Consider the following 24009-nt stretch of genomic DNA (forward strand, 5'->3'; position numbering starts at 1 on the left):
GATAAGATTAAGTGATAATCATTATCATGTAAAGCAAATAAAAATGGGCAGCCGAGGCTACCCATAGGTTGAATTGATTGGCACTGTTAGCCTTCAAGCCCAGCTGTCGCTTGCTTGTTTTGAATCAACTCAATTTTGTAACCGTCTGGATCTTCAACAAACGCGATGTGTGTCGTGCCACCTTTTACGGGGCCTGGCTCACGGGTCACATTGCCGCCTGCGGCTTTGATCGCATCACAAGTAGCGTAGATGTCATCGACACCCACTGCTACATGGCCAAATGCGTTGCCAAGATCGTAACTGTCGGTACCCCAGTTGTACGTTAGCTCAATCACCGCGCCTTGCGACTCATCGCCATAGCCAACGAAAGCCAACGTGTATTGGTATTCTGTGTTTTCGTTTTTACGTAACAGAGACATGCCCATTACGTCAGTGTAGAACTGAATAGATTTGTCGAGATCACCTACGCGTAGCATGGTGTGTAGAATGCGTCCGTTTGACATGTGCCTAGCTCCTAGTTGTCGGGGTAAACTTTCTCTTTATATTCACACAGGTCTTCAATCAAGCAACTGCCACACCTTGGCTTACGGGCCAAACAGGTGTAGCGGCCATGAAGGATCAACCAGTGATGTACGTCGAGTTTGAATTCTTTGGGGACCACCTTAAGCAGTTTCTCTTCTACTTGGTCAACGTTCTTGCCCATAGCGAATTTGGTGCGATTGGAGACGCGGAAAATGTGCGTGTCGACCGCAATCGTTGGCCAACCAAAGGCAGTGTTGAGGACGACATTCGCCGTCTTGCGACCCACTCCAGGTAGTGCCTCGAGTGCCTCACGGTTTTCAGGCACCTCACCGTTATGTTGGTCGAGCAGAATACGACAGGTTTTGATGACGTTTTCTGCTTTTGAGTTAAATAAGCCAATGGTTTTGATGTACTCTTTCACGCCGTCAACACCGAGATCAAACATCGCTTGTGGCGTGTTGGCAACAGGGTAGAGCTTGTCAGTGGCTTTGTTGACACTGACATCGGTGGCTTGAGCCGAGAGGAGAACCGCGATCAGCAGCTCGAAAGGCGTGTTCCAATTCAGCTCCGTTTGCGGGTGCGGATTGTCATCTCTTAGCCTCTGTAGAATTTGAATGCGTTTCTCTTTGTTCATTATTCGCTGACTTCCCGTGTGTTGATTAGCTGGTCACCCGCGCTCTTTCTATCGTTGGTTTGGTTTTTTCTTTGCGCGCGCTCAGTCGACTATCGATGGTGTTTTTAATCGCAATCAGCAGCCCAACGCCGATGAAGGCACCTGGCGGCAGCATTGCCAGCAGGAAATTGCTGTCAAATTGGAACACTTCAATTCGCAGCGCCGTTGCCCACTGCCCTAGCAGCAGCTCTGCACCATCAAATAAGGTACCGTTGCCAAGAATCTCACGCATTGCTCCCAAAATGACAAGAATAATCAGCATCCCCATGCCCATCCAAAAACCGTCTTGAGCGGCAAGAAGTGGTATGTTTTTCGAGGCAAACGCTTCAGCGCGTCCGATGATGATGCAGTTGGTCACGATAAGGGGGATAAAGATGCCTAGCGACAAATACAAACCGTAAGCGTATGCGTTCATCAGCAGCTGCACGCAGGTCACTAACGAGGCAATGATCATCACAAAGACCGGAATGCGTACCTCTTTTGGCACATAGTCGCGTACTAAAGAGACGGTCACGTTCGATCCAACCAGAACCAGCAGGGTCGCAATCCCCAAGCCAAGCGCATTAGTGACGGTAGAGGAGACCGCCAGTAAAGGGCATAGGCCAAGTAGTTGGACCAGTGCGGGGTTGTTGTCCCACAAACCATTCTTAATCAGTGTTTGATGTTCAGTCACGCGCACCTCCGCAATTTAGCGGTTGAGATTGAATGTCACCACGATGGTCGTTGACATACTCTAACGTATTACGTACCGCCTTGACGACCGCTCTTGGGGTGATGGTCGCCCCAGTAAATTGATCAAATTGCCCGCCGTCTTTGCGCACTTTCCAACTGGCCTGGTTATCCGCAGTCAGCACTTTGCCGGTAAAGCCGAGGATCCAATCTGTGATACGTAAATCAACTTTGTCACCGAGTCCGGGGGTCTCTTGATGGCTCAATACTCGGGTGCCGGTGACGGTACCGTCTTGTTTCACGCCAATAATGAGTTTGATGGAACCGTTATAGCCATCGGGCGCGATGGCTTCAATCGCCATGGCGCTAGGCTCGCCATTTAAGGAAGCGAGGTAGACTGGCATAGGTTCAGCCGTGCCAAGCAGCGGATCCGTCACCAAGGTACAGGCTTGGTAGAGATCATTGTCGTGCAGATCATGTGGGATGACCTGATTGAGTACCGAGAGCAACTGCGCTTGCTCCTGGCGCTGGATCTGATCGGCGGTCAAGTAGTGAGTCAGCGCAACTAAGCCTGTAGAAGCACAGGCAAAGATGGCAAGGATTGCGCCGTTGTTACGTATAGCGTTCAGCATGATACCCCTCAGTGACCGTAAGTTTTGGGTTTGGTGTAGTAATCAATCATGGGTACACACATATTGCCCAGTAGCACCGCAAAGGCAACGCCATCTGGGAAGCCGCCCCACGTTCGAATGATAAAGACCATAGCGCCAATAAAGGCCCCAAATACCAAGCGTCCCTTGACAGTGGTCGACGCCGACACCGGATCGGTTGCGATAAAAAAGGCGCAGATCATGGCTGCGCCAGACAGGAGGTGCAAGATGGGTGAGGCGGTCTCTCCTGGCATGATGAGCATAAAAATGCCGCTCATGGCAGCGAGGCTAGCGAGAAAACTCACAGGGATGTGCCAACTGATGATGCGCAGTTTTATCAGCATCAAACCACCGAACAAATACGCCAAGTTGACCCATTCCCAACCGACGCCGCCTAAACCGCTAAATTGCGCTTGTCGCATCACTTCCACACTGGTATTTCCTGCAAGCAGGCCAGTTTTAAACGCATCGAGTGGCGTGGCCATAGTGATGCCATCGATACCGGTGCGAATTTGTTGTAGCGACAGCCCCTCTTGACTGTAACCGCTAAAGATTAGCGACAAGGTATCGGCAAGGGAGGTGCTGACGGGTTGCAGTGTGCTTGGCGCCATCCAACTGGTCATCTGGACAGGGAAGGAGATGAGCAACACCACGTAGGCGACCATTGCTGGGTTAAAGAGGTTTTGTCCAATACCGCCGTAGAGGTGTTTTGCGATGACGATGGCGAACACCAATCCAATCACCATCATCCACCAAGGGGAAAGAGGCGGAATGGCCACAGCCAGCAACCAAGCGGTCACGATGGCGCTGTTATCACGCAGTGCCGACATGGGTGAGCGGCCACGAACCAGCATCACCACGCTTTCAAGTAGCAGTGCCAGTGCAATGGCAAAAATCAGTTGGATCAAAGTGCCCCAACCAAAAAAGTAGATTTGAGCGGCAAGCCCGGGCAAGGCGCAGACGGCGACCCATTTCATCAAATCCGGCGTGCTTTTACGGCTGTGAGCATGGGGGGAACTTGCGATAAAGAACGCCACTAGTTGTTCTCCTCAGAAGGTTTAGATGATTGTTGGGCGGCTTTACGAGCTTTTGCGCGAGCAATCGCTGCCGCGACTGCGGCTTTTTTCGGATCCTCAGCAGGCTCATTCTTAGCTTGAGTTTCTTCGCTGCTAGAGTCTGCGTCGCTCTCTTGCTGCGCCTTACGCGCTTTGGCGCGCGCAACCGCTGCCGCCACGGCGGCTTTTTTCGGATCCTCAGCAGGCTCATTCTTAGCTTGAGTCTCTTCGCTGCTGGAGTCTGCGTTGCTCTCTTGCTGCGCTTTACGCGCTTTAGCGCGCGCAACCGCTGCTGCGACGGCGGCTTTTTTCGGATCCTCAGCAGGCTCATTCTTAGCTTGAGCCTCTTCGCTGCTGGAGCCCGTTTCGTTCTCTTGCTGCACCTTACGAGCTTTAGCGCGAGCAATCGCTGCCGCGACTGCCGCTTTTTTTGGATCCTCTGCTGGCTTGTGCTCTTCAGGTGTCTCTTCGCTACTGTTACTTGCTAATGCGGCTTTGCGCGCTTTCGCTCTGGCCACAGCAGCGGCGACGGCGGAAGATTTGTCTGTTTCGCTTTGCTCATCACTTTGAGTGGTTTCTTGTTGCGCTTTCTGCGCTTTTTTCTCGCGGGCTTGACGTTTACGCTCTTCTCGCAACTTGGCCATTTCCGTGTTGTCCGGTTGGTCGCTGCTGCTTGTCGCTTGCTCTCTAGCCGCTTCTTGTTTCGCTTTGGCTCTGGCAATCGCGGCGGCGACCGCTGGCTTGGTTTTGCTGTCTTCGCTTGTGGATTTTTGCGCTTTCACACGCGCGATGGCGGCGGCGATGGCGTCATCTCCTCCACTAGCTTTCATCTCGCTGCGACGTTCATCCGCGGCTTTTTTGAAGCGATTCTCACGTTCGGCTTTGTCGCGTTCCATACGCGCTTTTTTCTCTTCAAAGCGGAGTTTGGCACGCTCTGCTGCTTGCGCTTCTTCTTTGCGCGTGCGTATCTCCGCTTTGGCCTGGCGATAATATTGCACCAGTGGGATCTCGCTAGGGCAGACGTACGCACAAGCGCCACATTCAATGCAGTCTTTTAGATTGAGCTCTTCACATTTTTCATACTCTTGCGATTTCGCATACCACTGCAACTGTTGAGGCAATAGTGACGCGGGGCAAACCTCAGCGCACTGAGCACAGCGAATGCACGCCATTTCCGTACCCGCAGGGGCGATCTCGCGGCGAGTTGGGGCAAGAATACAGTTGGATGTTTTTGTGATGGGCACATTGGCGTGCGGCAAGGTAAAGCCCATCATTGGCCCACCCATGATCAATCGAGGTAGGCGCTTATCTGCTTGATAGCCGAACTCGTCGAGCAGCGCTTGAACTGGGGTACCCAAAGCCGCAAGGACGTTGCGTGGTTGACGAAATGCATTGCCCGTTAACGTAACGATGCGCTCAATCAAAGGTTCACCATCCACAACGGCGCGTTTGATGGCGTACAGCGATCCGACGTTTTGTACCATCATCCCAATGTCCGCTGGGATGCCATCGGCGGGGACTTCTTTGTTAGTCAGCAGTTTGATGAGCTGCTTTTCGCCGCCCGAGGGGTACTTAGTCGGTACGACACGAATGATCAGGTTTTTGTCTTGCGCTGCCGCTTCTAAGGCTGCAATCGCCTCAGGTTTGTTGTCTTCAATGCCGATCACGGTCAGCTTTGGCTTGAGAATATGCTCGACAATCTCGATGCCCGTGATCACCTCTTGTGCAAACTCTCGCATCAAGGTGTCATCGGCGGTGATGTAGGGTTCACACTCAGCGGCATTGATGATCAAAATCTCGGTACGCGAGAGGCCTGATTGAATCTTTTTCGCGGTAGGAAAGCCAGCGCCTCCCATACCAGAAATCCCCGCTAGGCGGATCTTTTCAATCAGAGCTTCTGGAGAGTGTTGGCTGAAATCAGGCCAAGGGGCTTTGTCATACCAGGTGTCTTTGCCATCGGGTTGAATGACAATGCAGGTCTCCGCCAAACCGGAAGGGTGGGCGGTGGTACGAGGCTCAATCGCCGTAATGGTGCCTGAGGTGGGCGCGTGCACGGGCAACGTGAACGTGACGTCGTACTTGGTTAACGGCTCACCTTTTAAGACGTGCGCGCCGATATCAACCAGTAATGTCCCTTCTTTGCCGATGTGCTGTTTGAGAGGCAGCACAATTTCAGTTGGCAACGAGGCGCGAACCAATTCACTGCCCAGCGACTGCTGTTTATTCTCTGGTGGGTGAATTCCCCCAGGAAACTGCCACAGCGTACCTGATTTAATTTGTTCGATTAATGACAACATACCAGTCCTTAATTCACGCTTTTCTGCGCGGAGGCAGAATCGGTAATATCAACAACAGGAATGGCGTCCAGTTGCCACTTCCAGTTCGCTGTAGTGTTTTCTACAGGAATCATTTCAATGCAGTCCGTTGGGCACGGCGCGACACACAAATCACAGCCAGTACATTCATCTTTAATCACGGTATGCAGTGCTTTGGTGCCGCCAACAATGGCATCAACCGGGCAGGCTTGAATACACTTGGTGCAGCCAATACACATATCCTCATGAATAAAGGCGACTTTTTTGACGGCTTCATCTAGGTCATGCGCAGACTCTGTCGCTTCGACACCCATTAAATCCGCCAGCTTCTCAATGGTGGCTTGACCGCCGGGAGGACACTTGTTGATCTCGTCTCCCGTGGCGATCGCTTCCGCATAAGGGCGACAGCCAGGGTAGCCGCACTGGCCACACTGCGTTTGCGGTAAAATCGCGTCGATTTGATCGACGATCGGATCGGCTTCTACTTTGAAGCGGATGGAGGCGAAGCCCAAGATTGCGCCAAACAGCGCAGCAAGCGCGGCAATCGCGATAACGGCAATTAGGATGGCACTCATTACAGCTTCACCAACCCAGTAAAGCCCATAAAGGCGAGAGACATCAGTCCTGCGGTGATCATCGCAATGGACGCCCCTTTAAATGGGACTGGCACATCCGCAGCGTTAATACGTTCACGCATCGAAGCGAACAAAATCAGCACCATAGAGAAACCCACAGCAGCGCCAAAGCCGTAGATAATCGATTGGATAAAGTTGTGGTTCTCATTGATGTTAAGCAGGGCAACACCCAGTACCGCACAGTTGGTGGTGATCAACGGCAGGAAGATGCCGAGTAAGCGGTAGAGTGTCGGGCTGGTTTTGTGTACCACCATTTCTGTGAACTGCACGACGACGGCGATAACAAGAATGAAGCTCATGGTACGTAAGTATTGCAACCCAAGCGGCAGCAAGATGTAGTTTTCTACTAAATACGCGCACACGGAAGCGAGGGTTAACACGAACGTCGTCGCGAGCCCCATACCAATAGCGGTCTCTAATTTCTTAGACACCCCCATAAATGGACATAAACCCAGGAATTTTACCAGTACAAAGTTGTTTACCAGCACAGTGCCGACCAACAACAAAAGATATTCGGTCATAGTTATATAATTTAGATATTCCGATCCCGACATTATCCTGCTTTGGATGCCTAATAACAACCAAGGAAAGATAAGGTTTTATATTGTTGAATGAAAATTATACGGGATCGTGCGTCGTTTGGTCAGCCAAGTCACTAATTTGTCGTCGCTCGTTCACTTGGGTCGAGTTCAGGATAGCGCTCTGATATCGCTTTTAGTTCGCTTTGATGCTCGCGCAGTGCATTGACGCAATCACGATCCAATTTACCCATCTGAACCATCTTTTCCAGCTCTAGTAGTGCGTAAAGAATCGACGATGCCTGTTTATACGGGCGATGTGTGATCAAAGCGTCAAAGATATTTGCGACGCAGACAATACGAGCGGCGAGAGGGATCTCATGGCCTTTTAGATGGCGAGGATACCCCGAGCCATCGAGAAACTCATAGTGGTGCGCAATGATGTGTAAAAACAGTTCAGCACTGGGGTGACCACTTGCGCCCGCTTGCTCAATGAACTCATGAATGATGGCTTCGCCCGCTTGAACATGTTCTCTGAGTGTGGCGAGTTCTACCTCGGTCAACTTACCGGGTTTACACAGTAGCTCGGCCGGTAGCGTGACTTTGCCAATGTCGTGATACTGCGAAAATAAGCTGAGGTGTTCAATGGTTTCGTCATCGAGATCGTATTTGAGCGCAAGGCCCGTTGCTATTACATGTGTAAAACTGGCGACGCGCTGTTTGTGCGCCCGAGATTCTCGTTGATAGAGCGGAAACTGCGCAGCGTGCTTGCAAGCGCAATTGATCAAGGTATCCACCAGCTGATACTCAGAAAAAATCGACAACCTCATCATCTCCAAGTAAGGCTTAAGGGTATCGAGCGCCACCGGTGTAAACGCACTCTCTTGATAAGAGTTGAGGAAGATGAACCCAAGGAATCGATCATGGATAAAGGTTGGTATGGTCGCCGAAGAACGGTAGCCATCGCGCAGTAAAGACTCAATATGCGGCGAGCGGCGCAATGTTTTTAGATGCGTCAAAATGACCGGGCTGCGCGATTGCAGGCTTTGGCGCAGCGTCGGTAATGAACTCAGTGGCGCTTCGTAATGGGTAATATTGAGCGAAAGCGAGGTACTGTCGGCGTAACTGCGCAGCAAATGATCTCTGTCGTCATACAGGGCAAAACTTAAGTGGTCGAGAGCGGGATGGTGAACTTGCATACGCTCCAACAAGCCGGTCATTTGCTCGTTTAGGTGATGGGTTTGTGCCAGTGAAGAGTGGCGATGCAGTGTTGAGTTTTCCATGATGCCCCCCTTACAAAATCAACGCCAACGATGAATCAAGAACGAACCGATTGTTGTGCCTCACTGGGTATTGAATGTGTGCACACTCAGTTTCGGCCACATAGCTTCGGACAAGCAGTAATCTGCAATCTGCAACTTACCTACTTAAGTGTAGACAGGGATAACTCGCTTGGCGGGGAAAGGCAGAGCTAAATGCGAAAGGCTTGATCCATCGCAAACTTGGGGAGAAAAAATGTAAAGCGCCGCTGATCGCGGCGCTTGGTCTATTGGTTAATCAATACGTTTTAACTGAGCGAGGATAAAACAGGCCGTCGCGCAGATGACGACAGATGGACCAGCCGGGGTATCGTAATGCCAAGAGAGCGACAGCCCACAGATCACCGCGACACTGCCAATCAGCGATGCAAAGCACGCCATTTGCTCTGGGCTTTTGGCAAAACGTCTTGCCGCCGCAGCAGGAATGATCAGTAGTGAGGTCATGATCAAGGCCCCGACGTATTTCATACCAATCGCAATCACTAGGCCGACCAGCAACATTAAAATCAAGCGCATCAAATCGACGTTATGGCCTTCGACAGCCGCCAACTCTTCGTTGACGGTGGTAGAAATGAGCGGACGCCAGAAGACGATAAGCACCGCGCCAACGACGAGCGAGCCAAGGTAAATGTAGATCAAATCTGTGGGCGTGACGGCGAGCAAATCTCCGAACAAGTAGCTCATCAAATCAATACGTACGTGATCAAGAAAGCTGACGGCGACCAAACCGAGTGATAGGGCACTGTGAGCCAAGATCCCAAGTAAGGTATCGGTGGCGACCAACTGCTGGCGTTGCAACGTGACCAGAATCACCGCGAGCGCCAAACAGCAGACCACCAAGGCGAGATACAAGTTGATATTGAGCAAAAAGCCGAGTGCGATACCCATGAGCGACGCATGAGCCAAGGTGTCCCCAAAATAGGCCATTTTTCGCCACACGACGAATGAACCCAACGGACCGGAGATCGCCGCAATACCAAGACCGGCAAAGAGTGAGGGGAGTAGAAACTCAATCATGATGATGGTGTCCGTGAGAATGGTGAGAACAGGCCGTTGCATCGCCCGCTACGGGTTGACCGGATAAATCATGATGATGGTGGTCATGCTGGTGGTGATAAAACGCCAGTGACTCACGTTGAGCTTGGCCAAACAGCGCAATATAATTGGGGTGCTGTGTAATGTCGGCAGGTGCGCCGGAGCAGCAGATGTGATGTTGCAGACAAATCACATCATCGGTCTTGGCCATGACGAGATGTAAATCATGGGAGACCATAAACACCGCGCAGTTAAAACGGCGGCGTAGCGTATCAATCAGCTCATACAGATCGATTTGCCCTTGCACGTCGACCCCTTGCGCCGGTTCGTCAAGCACCAATAAATCTGGACGCTGTAACAGAGCCCGCGCGAGTAACACGCGTTGCGTTTCACCGCCAGATAGCGAATGCATATTGGCCATGAGCATGTGTTCTGCGCCCACCAGTTTGAGCGAGTCGATGATCTCTTGTTGGCTGTAACGCCCGGCCAGTTTAAGAAATCGCTCAACGGTCAAAGGGAGCGAATCATTCAGCTTGAGTTTCTGTGGGACGTAGCCGGTGCGCAGCCCTTTTTGGCGTGTGATCTGGCCGGTAAAGCGCTTCTGCAAGCCAAGCAGCACTTTGACTAAGGTGGATTTACCCGCGCCGTTTGGGCCAATCAAGGTGGTGATTTCGCCGCGTTTGATGGTCAAGGAGACCTTATCGAGCACTTTGCGCTCATCAAATTGGACCGAAATATTAGCTAGTTCGACGAGAGTCGACATGAATAGAACTCATTTGCAATTCAGTATTGTTATAATGTAACATTTATACTTTCTCAACGCTATAGAGCAGTCGTACATAAATGAAACGTTTCCTTCCTCTCTTGTTGCTTATCTTGAGCAGCAAGAGTGTCGTGGCCAGCGATATTATCGCGAGTATAAAACCGATCCAATTAATTTCGTATGAATTAACACTAGGCATCAACGAGCCGGATGTTTTATTGGCGGCCAACACCTCGCCGCACGATTATGCGTTGCGTCCGTCTGACGTGCGCCGAATCAACCAAGCGGATTTGATTATTTGGTTTGGCCCAGACCTAGAGCCTTTCCTTGACAAAATCTTAGAGGGGCGTGACAACGTGCTAACACTGAGCAAAATTGACGGTCTCCCTTTGCGTGAATATCAGGGCGATCATCATGATCATGACGGTCACGATCATGACGGTCACGATCATGACGGTCACGATCATGGCAGTCACGATCCCCACTTTTGGATGGGCGTGGACACGGCTTCTCAGGTGGCCAAAGCGATCAGTGCCAAGTTGATTGAGATAGACCCAAGTCAGCAAGCAGCATATCAAGCCAACCTTGCTCAGTTTGAAGCGCGCCTGCGCCAGCAGCACAATGAGATTGCCGCTCAACTCAGCAAGGTAAAAGATCAAGGCTACTACGTGTTCCACGACGCGTATGGTTACTTTGAAGAGGATTATGGCCTCAATCAATTGGGTTTTTTCACTGTCAGCCCAGAGCGCAAGCCAGGCGCGAAGACCTTGATTGCAATAAGGCAAGCACTGTCGAAGAAAGAGGCGAAATGCGTCTTTTCTGAGCCACAATATACGCCTGCGGTGGTCGAGTCCGTGACGCGAAACACCGACGTCAACCAAGGCGTGCTTGACCCCATCGGCGCAGACATCGTGGTAGAATCTGGCGGTTATTTCAACTTTATGCAGCAGATGGCGGACAGTTTTGAGCAGTGTTTATCGGACTAAGACGTTCAGATATAAAAATGTTCAGATATAGAGCGCAACGGACGTTTGGTGTAACGCGCTCAGCGCAGGAAGCGAGGGAAAAGGGAGACGACGTGTCTCCCTTTTTGCTTTCGGTCACAACGATTTGCCACAAAGAATGTGATAAGTGAGACGCAAACACCTTGTAATGACCAAGCGTTGTTAGATAATTATCGACTCAAAATAACTGCGCAGCGACTCTTGTCGCTGCGCGTCACTGATAGCAACAGGTGTATTTTGCGCGTCGTCCCTTTATCAAAACTGATGACTCAACTCATCGCTTTCTGGCTGTGCTTGAGCGCACACGTTGTAGTGGCCTCTCCAGAGGTCTTTTATTCTCTACCCAGTCAAAGTCAGGGTAAGGTCTTTGCCGCCAAACAGTTGTTTCTTGCTGAGGGCGGCGGTTTGTGGCTGCAAGATGTTCGAGCCCAAATCCTCTTTTTTGACGGTCAAAACGTGGCGCCGAACGTCGGCTCGGCGCTGACGCATGATGTCGATAAAGTGGCGTACGCTGACCATGCATTTTGGTCTTTCTTTCGCAATGAAATCTATCGAACGCTGCCAAATCAGGAGCGCGAACTGGTGTTGAGCCTCACTCCTGGCACTGATATTCATTCCATCGGCGCGTCGGGAGATTACATTTGGTTGGCCGATGAACGCTATTTTTACACCTACCATATCCCCAGTGGTGAACTCGATACGCTCTCTTTGATGGAGTTGTATCAGTTTACCCAATCCTCAACCATCATCATCAATGATGCGCAATTTGTCGTCTCCAAATGGGTGCTCGCCACCAATGCGGGCGCCTACGTCTCCGACCGACGTCATTTCGAACACGTGCCACTTTCGCAGCAGCATTACATTGAAAAGCTCCATTACTCCGCGAAGCGAGGCGAAATTGTGGTTGGGACCTTGTCGGGAGCGCTGGTGTTTAATATCCATCGTCCTACTCAAATGGTCGCCGACATTCCGGGTTCGCACGTGCTGAGCTTGGCAGAAACAGATGACGCGTATTGGATTGGCACTGAACACGGCTTGATTATTTACTCCCATAACGATGGTGCTGAACGCCGTCTTGGCTCCCAGCGTTTGGCTGGGCACCCGCTTTATGGAGAGCGTATCTACTCCATCGTCAACGATGAAGCGGGCGGTATTTGGTTGGCAACCGATAAGGGCGTGCGCTATTACTCCTTGTTCTCTCCCAATTTCCAGCGCTTTAATCCGCAATTGCTCAGCGAAGGAACGGAGCGAGAGCAACCCCTAATGTTGGAGCCAATGGCGCAGCGTCAAGGGTATTGGCTCTTAACGACACTCGGGCTCTATCAACTGGACCTTACAGATAGAGGGCAGAGGACATTAGTGTATCAAGGCGCTGTTAGTGATGTGATGGAGCATCAAGAGACCTTGTGGCTAGCGACCCCCAATGGCGTGATCACCTTACCACCCAGTCGCCTTGCTGAGCCACAACTGGTATCGAATGCACCGGTTGCCAAGTATCTTGAAGTTGACAGTCAGGGCCACATCTGGGGGGCCAGTGACCAGCAGTTATGGCGCTATGATCCCGAGCGCGCAGTGTTCCGTGATTTTGTCTCGGATTGGATGTTAACGCAGTACCTCCCAGCGCAACTGACGTATCTCAAATCGGCCGGTGAGCGTTTGCTGATCGGCACCGATCATGGACTCTATTTGCTCGAGCGTCGTGTGATTAAGTTTGTTGATGACAGCAGCCAATACGGCGGCGTGAGCCACATTATTGAGGTGGCAGATGATGAGCTTTGGGTGGCCGGTCAATACGGGCTCTATCGTGTTGATACGGCGACAGGGATCACCGAATCGCTAGCGTTGATTGAAGGCCATATCTCGCCAAAATGCTTGATGAGTAATGAGCAAGGTATCTGGCTAACGACATCTGCAGGGCTGTCGCAATACACATTGGCGGGGGCGCTCAAGGAGCACTACGGCGAGCCTTTAGGGCTGAGGAATAATGAGTTTGTCACTGGGCTTTGCGGCGCTAAATCTGGCCGCGAACACACCTTGCTGATGGGCTCAAGCCATCATTTGATGACAGTGGATACTGAGCGTTTAGCAAATCAAGCGCTCCCATCTGGTCGCGTCGTAGTCAGTCAAGTGAACGTTGGTCAGGAACGGGTCGCTTTGGGCCATTCACCGGATAGAAGACTAACCACAGAGTTTGGCGAGTCACTCTCCTTCCAATTTGGTGTGATGCCTCAGTTGAGTGGCGCGCAGATTGAGTATCGTTTAGATAACGAGCCTGAATGGCAAGTGTTGGAGGGGGTGACGCTGACCATCGAACACTTGCTACCCGGCTTGCATCAATTGAGCGTGAGAGTGACACACAACGGCCGACGCACCGGTCAGGAAGACCGCTTTCAATTTCTCGTTAATAAGCCTTGGTACTTAGAGCACAGCTCGATAGGGGCGGCCGTGGTGTTGCTCTGTGCGTGTATCGTCTGGATAGTGTATTGGCGATCGCGGCTAATGGCCAAAGCAAACCGAGCGCTTAAAGCGCAAGTGGAACTGAAAACCCACCAGCTTGAACACCAAAGCCGAGTGCTATTGGCGAATAATGTCCAGTTAAGGAAACAACTTCACATTCGGCGTCTTATTTACGCCCACTCTGTGGCGAGTTTACAGAGTAAGTTGACGATGCCGCCATACAACAGTGCGGAGTTTAAACCAGTGGTCGATAGGCTCAGTCAAGAGCTCGCGTTATCGATTTTTGCCCGCGAAGCGAATAAAGAGGCGGATCCGGTTTACCACTTTAATCTCATTTTTCATGCGGCGATCGATGGTTGGCAAGAAGAGATTCGTAAATCAGGGCAGAGCTTGGATATTGAGTGGCCACAAGATCAAGCGGTTTATCTCTCTCTAAATGCGTTCAACCTCGACGAAATACTTAACGTGCTGATTGATAATGTCATTAAGCGCGGCTATCGCAACCAGACGGTGATGATGCGTATTGACCACAATGTTGAGCGCCTTGCCTTGACGGTGCTAGATCAAGGGGAGTCGATCGACCATGCGGACCTCGGCCAAGATTACCTGATGAAAATGAGCCAGTTGGTTGAGGCGAGCGGTGGTAGTGTGACGATTCACTGCTCAAAAGAGCGCAATATGCAGGAGTTTACGTGGCCAGTGAGCGATCACTTCACTGAGCGCTCAGCCGTCAAGCAACTGCCGCACTCTGTGCAAGAAGAGAGGGACCCTTGGTTCGCCAAACTGAAAACCATTGTTGAAGCGCACTATGCGGAGGCGGATTTTGGCTTATCAAAGGCGGCGCAATTGCTCTATGTCTCAGAGCGCAGCCTTCAGCGCCGCTTAAAAAGCCATCAGCACACCACTTTTACCGAATATCTCAATGAAGTACGCCTCGATCATGCATGTCGACGTTTACTAGCGGGGGAAAAAGTGTCGGATGTGGCGTTTGAATGTGGCTTTAACGATCCCTCGTATTTCAGTCAACGGTTTAAATATCGCTTTGGAGTGTCGCCGACTCAATTTGTCGAAGGGCAGGGGGAAGAGTAAAAAAATAACGTGGTATAGCCGGGGGGACTATACCACGGGTGTCAATGACACCTTCGCTTGCTGCCGGAGTGGCGCGCTGCGCCACCTCTGGAATTCAATGTCACTTCAGGCTGTGCCCTAGCGACCTGTTCACTATAAATACCCGCACTTATTTTACTTATAAAATTAACGCCATTTTACTATAAGAATTGCGCCAATCGTTTTAAGTGTATGAATTTTATTTACTTTATGTGGTTTTTTGATGATTTTATGTCATGTGGAATGTGGGGACGGTCTGAACAAGTGTCCCATTTTGACGGTATTGACGAGGCGAAAATTAACAAAAGTGACGAGGACAAAAATGCAAAGATTGATTTCAGACAATATCTGACCGGGTAGAGAGAGATATCATCTCAATAACTAATAGTAATATTTCTCATTTACACTATCGATTGGTCTGTTATGCAATTATCTCAGCTTTCTCCGGGTCAAACCGCGACCATCATTGGCTTTGGTCAGATGTCAAAAGAAGTACGCAAGAAACTCATGGTCATGGGGCTTCTGCCTAACACGGCGGTAACCTTGATTCGTGTCGCACCAATGGGAGATCCACTGCAAGTTGAAGTACGCGGTGTCTCATTGGCCGTTCGTCAATCTATGGCCAACTCGATTGATGTGGAGGTGCGCGCATGAATTACCAAATTCTCACTGTCGGCAATCCAAACAGTGGCAAAACGACCTTGTTTAACGGCTTAACGGGCGCGCGTCAGCAAGTGGGTAACTGGGCTGGCGTGACGGTAGAGAAAAAGACCGGCCGCTTTCACCATGCCGGCGATGATTTCTCTTTAACCGATCTGCCGGGTATCTACGCGCTTGATAGCGGGAACGATGGCAACAGCATAGACGAGTCTATTGCCTCCCGGGCAGTGCTTACTCATCCTGCGGATCTTATCATCAATGTCGTTGACGCGACCTGTCTTGAACGCAGCCTCTATATGACTTTGCAGCTACGCGAGCTCGGCCGACCGATGATCGTGGTGCTCAATAAGATGGACGCCCTAAAACGAGTCAGACAAACCATTGACGTCAACGCGCTAGAACGCGCTTTAGGTTGCCCCGTCTGGGCGCTCTCTGCCAACCGAAAGAGTGACGTTGAACAGTTTAAGACGCATATCCATAAACGTTTAGTGCAAGGCATTGCGCCGAAAGCATTTTGCTTGAATTACGGTGATGCGTTTGAAGCGGCGATTGATTCGCTCACATCGACCTTATCGAGTCAGGCTGAAGTGAATCCGCGTGCGTTGGCGATCCGAGCGCTGGAAAGTGACCGCTTGGTGCTCAACGGACTCACTCAAGCGTCAAGAGAAAAGGTACATCTGGCTCAGAGTCAATTGACGATGGATATTGATCTGCTGGTGGCAGATACCAAATACACCTATCTTCACCAATTGTGCCAACAGGTGCGTCGAGCCCAGGGAGTGTTAAGCCATTCATTCACACAAAATGTTGATAACGTCATTCTCAACAAGTGGGTTGGCGTGCCGTTTTTCTTTGTTGTGATGTATTTGATGTTTATGTTCTCCATCAACATCGGCAGCGCATTTATCGACTTCTTTGATATTGGTGTCGGCGCTTTGCTGGTCGATGGCGGCCACTACTTGCTCGATGATCATCTGCCCGTGTGGTTGGTGACTTTGCTTGCCGATGGCATTGGTGGCGGTATACAAACCGTCGCCACCTTTATTCCCGTGATCGCGTGTTTGTATCTGTTTCTCGCCATTTTGGAAAGTTCAGGCTACATGTCTCGCGCTGCGTTTGTGCTGGATAAGGTGATGCAAAAACTCGGTTTACCGGGTAAAGCATTTGTGCCTTTGGTGCTCGGGTTTGGCTGCAATGTACCCTCCATTATGGCCACGCGCACGCTCGATCAAGAACGAGAGCGTAAGCTGGCTGCCTCAATGGCGCCGTTTATGTCCTGCGGGGCTCGTCTACCGGTTTACGCGCTGTTTGCTGCCGCTTTCTTCCCGCAAAGTGGGCAGAACGTTGTCTTCGCCCTCTACTTACTTGGCATTGTCGCCGCAGTGTTGACGGGTTGGGTACTTAAGCACACGCTCTATCCAGGTTCGAGTGAGAGTTTAGTGATGGAAATGCCGGATTATGAGCTACCGACGATACCAAATGTGTTGATCAAAACTTGGCAAAAGCTCAAACGCTTTGTGCTTGGCGCGGGGAAAACCATTGTCATGGTTGTCGCGATCTTGAGTTTTATGAACTCGCTCGGTACTGATGGCAGTTTTGGGAATGAGGACAGCGAGCACTCGGTGCTGTCGCAAGCGGCGGTGTGGGTCACACCGGTATTTGAGCCCATCGGTATTGAAGCGGACAATTGGCCGGCAACCATCGGCATCATCACCGGCATTTTTGCTAAAGAAGCGGTGGTCGGCACCTTGAATAACCTCTACGCGCCCGCGCAAGGTGAAGAGAGTGAGTATGATTTATTAGCCAGTATGGAAGAGGCGTTTGCCTCGATCGGCGATAACTTGATTGGCCTGAGCTTTAGCGACCCGTTGGGCATTTCTGTGGGGGATTTATCCGACACCGAAGCGGTGGCAGAAGAGCAAGCGGTGGACGCATCGATTTTCGGTAACTTAAAGCAGCATTTTGCTTCTTCTCACGCAGCGTTCGCCTATCTGGTATTCATATTGCTCTATACACCGTGTGTGGCGGCGATGGGAGCGTATGTGCGTGAATTTGGCGCTCGATACGCACGCTTTATTGCCGTATGGACGATGGGGCTGGCCTACGGCAGCGCGGCCTTGTATTACCAAGTGGCGCATTTTACCGATCATCCTCTGAGTAGCAGCGTGTGGATTGCGGGGATTGTCGTTGTCAGTGCAGGCGTTTGGCGTGCTCTGAAAGTGGCGGGAAGACGAGAGCAAGCGTCGCTAGAGGTGCAAACCGCATGATCGTATCAGAGCTAAAAGCTTACATTGATCAATGTGGTACGGTGACCCAAGCGGAGCTTGCCAAGCGTTTTTCATTGTCGCTCGATGGGGTCGATGCCATGTTGGCGATATGGTTACGCAAAGGGAAACTGTCTAGGATAGATGATGTCAATGAGCACAACATTACGGTTCGGACACGATATGTGTCCGTCCGAAATGACCAGATTGCTATCATCACTAGCATGTAGACGTCTGCTGCTGTGGTGCTCGACAGAAGTTCAAACTCGTGTAAACAAGTGACTAAGCGACAGAACATTGCTCAAGCGAGTTGCTATCTCAATTTGTGCCTCGTCGCTACGATGTTCACCCGGCGTATTGCCCCAAACAGGGCCAGGCCAAGCCACATCATCCTTAAAGCGAGCGATATGGTGAATGTGCAGTTGCGGCACCATGTTGCCCAGCGCCCCAAGGTTCAGTTTATCAGGTCGAAAGGTGGCTTCCAGAGCTTGGCTCACCGCTTGTGACTCCAGCAAAAACTGTTGCTGTTCTTGCATCGGCAAATGGTGCAGCTCTTTGAGTTGCGCTCGTTTGGGCACCAAGATAACCCAAGGCACGGCACCGTCTTTGTGTAACAGCGCAACACAGAGGGGGAAGTGGCCAAGTAAGGTCGTGTCTTTAACCAGTTGGGGATGAAGTTCAAAACTCATGGTGAGGATCCTTAGTCCATGGATAACAAAAAGGTTGATGCTTTCACACCAACCTTCGTTTCGTCGCCTGAATGGTCAAGGCTAGGCGCGATTACATGCGCTCAAGGGTATCGATACCCAACAGAGAAAGACCTTGTTTGATGGTCTTCGCGGTCAATGCCGCCAGTTTTAAGCGGCTTTGCTTGATAGACTCATCTTCGCTGCTCAAAATAGGGCATGCTTCGTAGAAGCTAGAGAATTGACCCGCTAACTCAAACAGGTAGCTACACATGATATGAGGCTGACCTTCGCGAGCCACTGACTGTACCGCTTCTTCAAATTGCAGAAGCTTAGCGATCAGCGCTTTCTCTTTCTCTTCCGTCACTTTAATCTCACCAGACAACGCGTCCATTTCGATTCCCGCTTTGGCGAAGATCGACGCAACACGCGTGTAGGCATACTGCATGTAAGGCGCAGTATTGCCTTCAAAGGCGAGCATGTTGTCCCAGTCAAACACATAATCCGTGGTACGGTGCTTAGAGAGATCCGCGTATTTCACCGCTGCCATCGCTACGGTCGTCGCGATGTTGGTTTTCTCTTGCGCATCAAGATCTGGGTTTTTCGATTCGATCAGTTTGATGGCACGCTCTTGCGCTTCGTCCAACAGATCAGCAAGGCGCACAGTGCCGCCCGCGCGAGTTTTGAATGGGCGACCATCTTTGCCAAGCATCATACCGAATGCGTGGTGCTCAAGGGTAACCTCTTCTGGTACGTAACCTGCCTTACGAACGATGGTCCACGCTTGCATTAGGTGCTGATGCTGACGTGAGTCGATAAAGTACAACACGCGATCAGCGCCTAGCGTTTCATAGCGGTATTTGGCACACGCAATGTCTGTTGTGGTGTAGAGGAAGCCGCCATCGCGTTTTTGGATGATGACGCCCATAGGCTCACCGTCTTTGTTCTTGTATTCGTCAAGGAAGACGACCTGCGCGCCATCGTCTTCTTGCGCCAAGCCTTTCTCTTTGAGATCGGCAACGATGCCTGGCAGCATGTCGTTGTACATGCTTTCGCCCATGACGTCGTCACGCGTCAAAGAAACGTTGAGGCGATCATAGTTGCGCTGGTTCTGGATCATGGTGACATCCACCAGTTTTTTCCACATTTCTGCGCAGTATTCGTCACCACCTTGCAGTTTGACCACGTAGTTACGGGCTTTCTCTGCAAATGCTTCATCTTCGTCGTAGAGCTTTTTCGATTCGCGGTAGAAGGCTTCAAGATCCGACAGTTCCATCGACACTTCGCCAGATTCTTTCTGTACGCGCTCTAGGTTGGCAATCAACATACCAAATTGCGTGCCCCAGTCACCGATGTGGTTAGCGCGAATCACTTTGTGGCCCAAAAACTCCAGTGTGCGCACCACCGCGTCACCAATGATGGTTGAGCGCAAGTGACCAACGTGCATCTCTTTGGCGACGTTTGGCGCTGAGTAGTCTGCGACGATGGTTTGCTGTGCTTCAGCCGCCACGCCAAGGCGCGCATCGGCAAGCGCTGCATCGGCTTGTTTTGCAAGGAAGGCTTCATCAAGGAAGATGTTAATGAAACCTGGGCCAGCGATTTCCGTTTTGCTGGCGATGCCATCGAGGTCTAGTACGTCCAATACTTTTTGTGCAAATTCTCGTGGGTTGGTGCCGAGTTTTTTCGCGACGCCCATAACGCCGTTCGCTTGGTAGTCACCAAACTGTGGTTTTGCAGATTGACGTACCGCTGCAGGGCTGCCTGCAGGTGCGCCAGCGGCTTCTAGAGCCTGAGAAACTTTGTCATTAATAAGTGCTTGGATATTCACTCGCGCTTCCTTCAATTCTCGGGAATTGGTTGGGTATGCATTCAATTTCGGCGAGCAGATGGGCATCTTGCTGCGCATAATATCCGTGGGGATAGGGTGAATGCATATCTCGATCTAGTTCATAAATTGGCGCACATAATAACAACTTTATCGCGGCGCTTATAGGGACTTAATTGGGAAATTTTCTACTTTTCAGCGCGAACTTGTTACTATTGCCGCAATCTCAACGTACTGGATGCAAAACCATGGCTCAATCCCTGTCAGACGCAGCGCTGTTGCCAGCGCAAATGAAAGCTAATTTGGATAACTTCATGCATAAAATTCGCGATTTAAGCGAGTTGCTGCATTTGGATTTGAGTCCTTACCAGGCGGATCACATCGCAATGCGCATCAATGACAATGCGTTGGCTGAACTTGCCCATCAGGCCTGGCGTGAAGAGGGTAAGGAAATCTCGACAGCGCGTATTAATGGCCGTCCCATCGTTGTGCTTGAGTTTCATCAACCTCTTGAAAGCTTGGGCTGGTCGATTGAGTGCTTAGAGCTCCCTTATCCGGCGCCCGGAAAAGTGTATCCAGAGCAAAGTTGGGAACATGTTGAATTTGTGGTTCCCTCACAGGCACAAGATGCCGAGGCTTACCTTGAAGAGATCAAGCATCGTTTTCCGCTATTGAAAGCGCATTGGGGGAAGCTGGATGAGATGGGAGTGAAAGTGAAATTGTCGAGTCCGAAAGGAGAGGGCGAGCGGCTCAGCAACCCGACGGTCGCCTTTAAATATCAAGGGGTGTGCATCAAGCTCCACCCCCATTCGTTAAAGGCCATTGTGGCGTCTGAGTTAGCCTAGTTCGACATCTTTAGGTCGGAGTTGGAACTGTTCGATAGAGCCAATCTCTAGACCTAAATTGAGCGGCGGGGCATCACTGTGTGCGTTGCCTTGAGTGTGCATGATCAAACGATCGGCGGTGCGCGGTTTGAGTTTATTGACCACGAAGCGAATCATGTCCGTTCTGGTCAGGCTCTTAAGTTCACGCAGTACCACTTCTTTCTGATTAAACTCTTTGTCTTTATTACCAATCGCGACCCAAAGACGCTGCGCGCGGCCGCGCAATGTGGTGTCTGGGGTGGCGATTTGGTTCCAAAGCCCTTTCTTACTGCTGTGCCATTGGTACTCGTTCAGTTCAAGCAACACCATGTAAAAAGCATTAAGGAACTCGTCAATCGACGCAATTAAATCAATCGGAGCGGCATTGGGCGACTGTACGTACAACACAATACCGGGGTGTTTGTTGAGGGGCAGGTTGCCGGTGCCCACCATATACCCCAGTTGCTGTTTGGTGCGAATTTCATGGAAAAATGTCGCCGACATCAAGTGGTTTGCTAACGAGTAGAGGGCGATGTTTCTTGGCGAGGAATCCTCGCATTGGTAATAAAGCACCACCGCTGAGTCTTCTTGGTTGCAGTGCACTTCTCGTTGGAAGGTGCCGTTTTCGCCAAGCATGACCAATGGACGAAGTGCTTCTTCATACTGCTGATTTTTGACGCGCAACGCGTGTTTCAATGTCTCACCGAGGGCGAGCGCATCGCGTTTGGTCCAGTCACCATAGACGAACATCTCAACGTGCAACTCGGCTAAAATAGCATCGACAAAACGTGCTAGCTCGTCGACGTTAATGGTATCTAGCGCGTCAAGTAACGTCGCATACGGTGGGTTATTGGGTTGGAGTATGCCTGTTAGTGCATTGAACAACTGCGATATAGGGCGATCTTGCGCCGAGTTTTGCCAATTTCGTTTCAACTGCGCTTTGATGGTCTCAAAACGTTGAGCACTGAACTCTCGCGCTGCAAATCGTTTCAGGATCATCGCCATCAACTCGGGTTGTTTCTGGCTAAAACCGGAGAGGGTGAGCGTCACGCCCCCTTGATGTGCGTACATGTTGTAGCCAAGACCAGCGATTTCAGCTTGGTAGGTCTCTTTGGCCAGCGAGTCTAAAAACATCTCCACGCACAGACGCGTCATGACAATATTGCGCGGATTGGCGACCGCATGTGGGCTATCAATCGCCACATAGACAACGCCTTTTGGCACCCGAAACTCGCTGTCTTGCATGTGCCAGAGAGTAAATCCAGGCAAATTCTCAAGGATTTCAGGGACAAGCTGATGCTCAGCAATAGGCTGAGGATCGAGATCGTAGGCGATAAACGGGTTTTTCTCTGGCAGAGCAAACGTCAGCGTTGATGGCGCGTGATAGAACGCCATCTGTTCATCACTGAGTGGCTTAACCGAGTAGGGCGTGAAGTACCATTTGGCTTGCTGGTCACACGGCAAGTTTTTGGCAATCACGGTGATGCGCAGGTTCTGCGGCGTGAAATAGCCCATCAATTCGCGTAATAAAGCCTCATCGTAGCCCGCCATCATAAAGTCGCCGTAGACGATGTCTTGCGCATGATAATGCTGCATGTTGACGACCAAATGGCTGACTAAATCGAGGGGGCGAGTCGGCTCTTGAAAACGAAACGCTGACTCCAACACGGCGCGTTTTTCCATGTAGCGCCATTCGTCAAAACCGTGCGCTTTGATTAAGGTCAGGTAACTAAACACCGCCTGAACCAGTTCATCAATGTGCTCAAGCCCTTCTGGGGTCAGTGCGCAGCTGACGGTAAATTCGCGGTAGTTGCTGCCACTGGTGCCGCCCCCTGCGGACAACGAAGTGATCCACCCAGCGTCTTTGAGTGCCAACATCAAGCTGCCTTCGCCTTCATAGCCAAGCAAATGAGCGAAATAAGAGAGAGGCTTGGTTTGATAATGATTATCCATGCTTGGCATGGGGAAGGTGAGGATGATTTTTCGCAGATCTTTAACCGGTTCGACATTAACACGGATAGCGGTGGAACCCGGATGAGTGTAGGGCGCCTCTATCTGCTTGCCCGCCAAGCGCTGATTGCGCACTGTGGTGAATTTCTCTCGCACCCATTCCTCAAGTTGAGACAACGACTGCGGGCCGACCACTGTGAGTGTCATGAGATCCGCTGAGTAGTGATCACGGTGAAAGGCAACGATTTCGTCGCGGATCGATTGGCCTTCTCGGTCGCCTAAGGTGTCGATATTACCCACTGAAAACTTGCTAAACGGGTGAGCAGGATTCACCAACTCTTTGTGGACTTGGTACAGTCGGCGCGAGTCATCATTGAGTTTCAGTTTGTATTCAGAGTCGACCGCTTGGCGTTCTTTATCGAGTGCTTCGGAGTTAAACAGTGGTGCGGTGAAGAACTGACTAAAACGATGTAGGCCAGATTCAAATGCCGTGGGAGAGACATCGAAAAAGAAGCAGGTATGTTCAGTGCCCGTCCAAGCGTTATTTGACCCGCCGTGTTGACTAATAAAACTTTGGAACTCCCCCACTTTAGGGTATTTCTCTGTGCCGAGAAATAGCATGTGCTCGAGGTAATGGGCTAATCCTTGACGATCTTCCGGGTCGTCGAAGTGACCGACATTCACCGCCAATGCCGCAGCGGATTTCTGTGCGTTTTTATCGTGAATCAACAATACCCTCAAGCCATTGTCCAACTCGAGATAATGGTATTGATTGGTATCATTTGGGCTAATGTGCACGATGTTCTCCAAAAAGTGGGCGAGTGATGTGAATGGCGATTAGGGTAATGCAAATAGTCGTCGTTCTTTTTAACAATTATGAACGCGATGTGCCTGTCTGCAAACCATATCGTCAAGAAAAGTCATTGATTTTATAAAACGCTCGTCGGAACCTGCCCGAGATTGCGATCGTTTCGTCAACAATTCATTAATAAAATCGGTGTCTTTAGCCACGCTCTTGATATACTTGAGAGTAAAAATG

The 24009-nt window shown here is 50.8% G+C and carries 20 protein-coding genes; 6 read left to right on the forward strand and 14 right to left on the reverse strand.

From position 1 onward, the window contains the following. Window positions 1–86: 86 nt before the first annotated feature. The 11 genes from gloA to znuC all read right to left on the reverse strand — a co-directional run bounded on the left by gloA (window position 87) and on the right by znuC (window position 10154). On the reverse strand, window positions 87–503 hold the full coding sequence (gloA, locus tag AC6R1A_RS04395) for a lactoylglutathione lyase (RefSeq protein WP_334551144.1): 417 nt from the start codon (window positions 501–503) through the stop codon (window positions 87–89). 11 nt (window positions 504–514) lie between these two features. Continuing rightward, window positions 515–1156, reverse strand: coding sequence for an endonuclease III (nth, locus tag AC6R1A_RS04400; RefSeq protein ID WP_334551142.1), 642 nt, complete (start codon window positions 1154–1156; stop codon window positions 515–517). Between the two features lie 25 nt (window positions 1157–1181). Continuing rightward, complete coding sequence (locus AC6R1A_RS04405; protein WP_500631859.1) at window positions 1182–1868, reverse strand: electron transport complex subunit E; 687 nt, start codon at window positions 1866–1868, stop codon at window positions 1182–1184. Beyond that, entirely contained in the window at window positions 1861–2496 is a 636-nt protein-coding gene (rsxG, locus tag AC6R1A_RS04410; protein WP_500633259.1) for an electron transport complex subunit RsxG, read from the reverse strand. Before rsxG ends, AC6R1A_RS04405 begins: the two co-directional genes overlap by 8 nt. 8 nt (window positions 2497–2504) lie before the next feature. Then, a complete protein-coding gene (gene rsxD, locus AC6R1A_RS04415; RefSeq protein WP_500633258.1) occupies window positions 2505–3551 on the reverse strand; it encodes an electron transport complex subunit RsxD in 1047 nt (348 codons plus the stop codon). Next, entirely contained in the window at window positions 3551–5866 is a 2316-nt protein-coding gene (gene rsxC / locus AC6R1A_RS04420; protein WP_500633256.1) for an electron transport complex subunit RsxC, read from the reverse strand. The genes rsxD and rsxC overlap by 1 nt, the downstream gene beginning before the upstream one ends. 8 nt (window positions 5867–5874) lie before the next feature. Next, on the reverse strand, window positions 5875–6459 hold the full coding sequence (gene rsxB, locus AC6R1A_RS04425; RefSeq protein ID WP_334551134.1) for an electron transport complex subunit RsxB: 585 nt from the start codon (window positions 6457–6459) through the stop codon (window positions 5875–5877). After that, window positions 6459–7040 carry an electron transport complex subunit RsxA gene (gene rsxA, locus AC6R1A_RS04430; RefSeq protein WP_334551133.1) on the reverse strand — a complete coding sequence of 194 codons (582 nt, stop codon included), beginning with the start codon at window positions 7038–7040 and terminating at the stop codon, window positions 6459–6461. The genes rsxB and rsxA overlap by 1 nt, the downstream gene beginning before the upstream one ends. Before the next feature lie 134 nt (window positions 7041–7174). Then, window positions 7175–8320, reverse strand: a complete 1146-nt coding sequence (locus AC6R1A_RS04435; RefSeq protein ID WP_500633255.1) for an HD domain-containing phosphohydrolase — start codon at window positions 8318–8320, stop codon at window positions 7175–7177. A 270-nt stretch (window positions 8321–8590) separates the two neighbouring features. Further along, window positions 8591–9373 (reverse strand): zinc ABC transporter permease subunit ZnuB, encoded by a 783-nt coding sequence (gene znuB, locus AC6R1A_RS04440; RefSeq protein ID WP_500631949.1) that lies wholly within the window; start codon window positions 9371–9373, stop codon window positions 8591–8593. Then, window positions 9366–10154, reverse strand: a complete 789-nt coding sequence (gene znuC, locus AC6R1A_RS04445) for a zinc ABC transporter ATP-binding protein ZnuC (RefSeq protein ID WP_500633254.1) — start codon at window positions 10152–10154, stop codon at window positions 9366–9368. The genes znuB and znuC overlap by 8 nt, the downstream gene beginning before the upstream one ends. 80 nt (window positions 10155–10234) lie before the next feature. On the opposite strand from znuC, the gene znuA reads away from it, so the two are divergent. The 5 genes from znuA to AC6R1A_RS04470 all read left to right on the forward strand — a co-directional run bounded on the left by znuA (window position 10235) and on the right by AC6R1A_RS04470 (window position 17876). After that, entirely contained in the window at window positions 10235–11140 is a 906-nt protein-coding gene (gene znuA, locus AC6R1A_RS04450) for a zinc ABC transporter substrate-binding protein ZnuA (RefSeq protein WP_500633253.1), read from the forward strand. Between the two features lie 282 nt (window positions 11141–11422). Next, window positions 11423–14704: a helix-turn-helix domain-containing protein gene (locus tag AC6R1A_RS04455; RefSeq protein WP_500633252.1), complete on the forward strand. Its 3282-nt coding sequence runs from the start codon at window positions 11423–11425 to the stop codon at window positions 14702–14704. A gap of 441 nt (window positions 14705–15145) precedes the next feature. Then, window positions 15146–15376, forward strand: coding sequence for a FeoA family protein (locus AC6R1A_RS04460; RefSeq protein ID WP_500631867.1), 231 nt, complete (start codon window positions 15146–15148; stop codon window positions 15374–15376). Then, on the forward strand, window positions 15373–17649 hold the full coding sequence (gene feoB / locus AC6R1A_RS04465; protein WP_500633251.1) for a Fe(2+) transporter permease subunit FeoB: 2277 nt from the start codon (window positions 15373–15375) through the stop codon (window positions 17647–17649). The genes AC6R1A_RS04460 and feoB overlap by 4 nt, the downstream gene beginning before the upstream one ends. Then, the gene (locus AC6R1A_RS04470) at window positions 17646–17876 is read left to right on the forward strand and encodes a FeoC-like transcriptional regulator (protein WP_500631869.1); all 231 of its coding nucleotides are present in this window, start codon (window positions 17646–17648) and stop codon (window positions 17874–17876) included. Before feoB ends, AC6R1A_RS04470 begins: the two co-directional genes overlap by 4 nt. Window positions 17877–17906: 30 nt before the next feature. Here AC6R1A_RS04470 and AC6R1A_RS04475 read toward each other — a convergent pair whose 3' ends face one another. Both AC6R1A_RS04475 and argS read right to left on the reverse strand, forming a co-directional pair. After that, window positions 17907–18335: an HIT family protein gene (locus tag AC6R1A_RS04475; protein WP_500633250.1), complete on the reverse strand. Its 429-nt coding sequence runs from the start codon at window positions 18333–18335 to the stop codon at window positions 17907–17909. A 91-nt stretch (window positions 18336–18426) separates the two neighbouring features. Then, entirely contained in the window at window positions 18427–20160 is a 1734-nt protein-coding gene (argS, locus tag AC6R1A_RS04480; RefSeq protein ID WP_334551121.1) for an arginine--tRNA ligase, read from the reverse strand. Window positions 20161–20405: 245 nt separating this feature from the next. Here argS and AC6R1A_RS04485 point away from each other — a divergent pair, with 245 nt between their 5' ends. Then, a complete protein-coding gene (locus tag AC6R1A_RS04485) occupies window positions 20406–21002 on the forward strand; it encodes a VOC family protein (RefSeq protein WP_500631872.1) in 597 nt (198 codons plus the stop codon). On the opposite strand, the gene AC6R1A_RS04490 is transcribed toward AC6R1A_RS04485, so the two are convergent. Next, a complete protein-coding gene (locus AC6R1A_RS04490) occupies window positions 20994–23768 on the reverse strand; it encodes an insulinase family protein (protein WP_500633249.1) in 2775 nt (924 codons plus the stop codon). The two genes, AC6R1A_RS04485 and AC6R1A_RS04490, sit on opposite strands and share 9 nt — an antisense overlap. Between the last annotated feature and the right edge of the window lie 241 nt (window positions 23769–24009).

The sequence above is a fragment of the Vibrio sp. R10-SG3-ISO3 genome, from assembly GCF_059834225.1.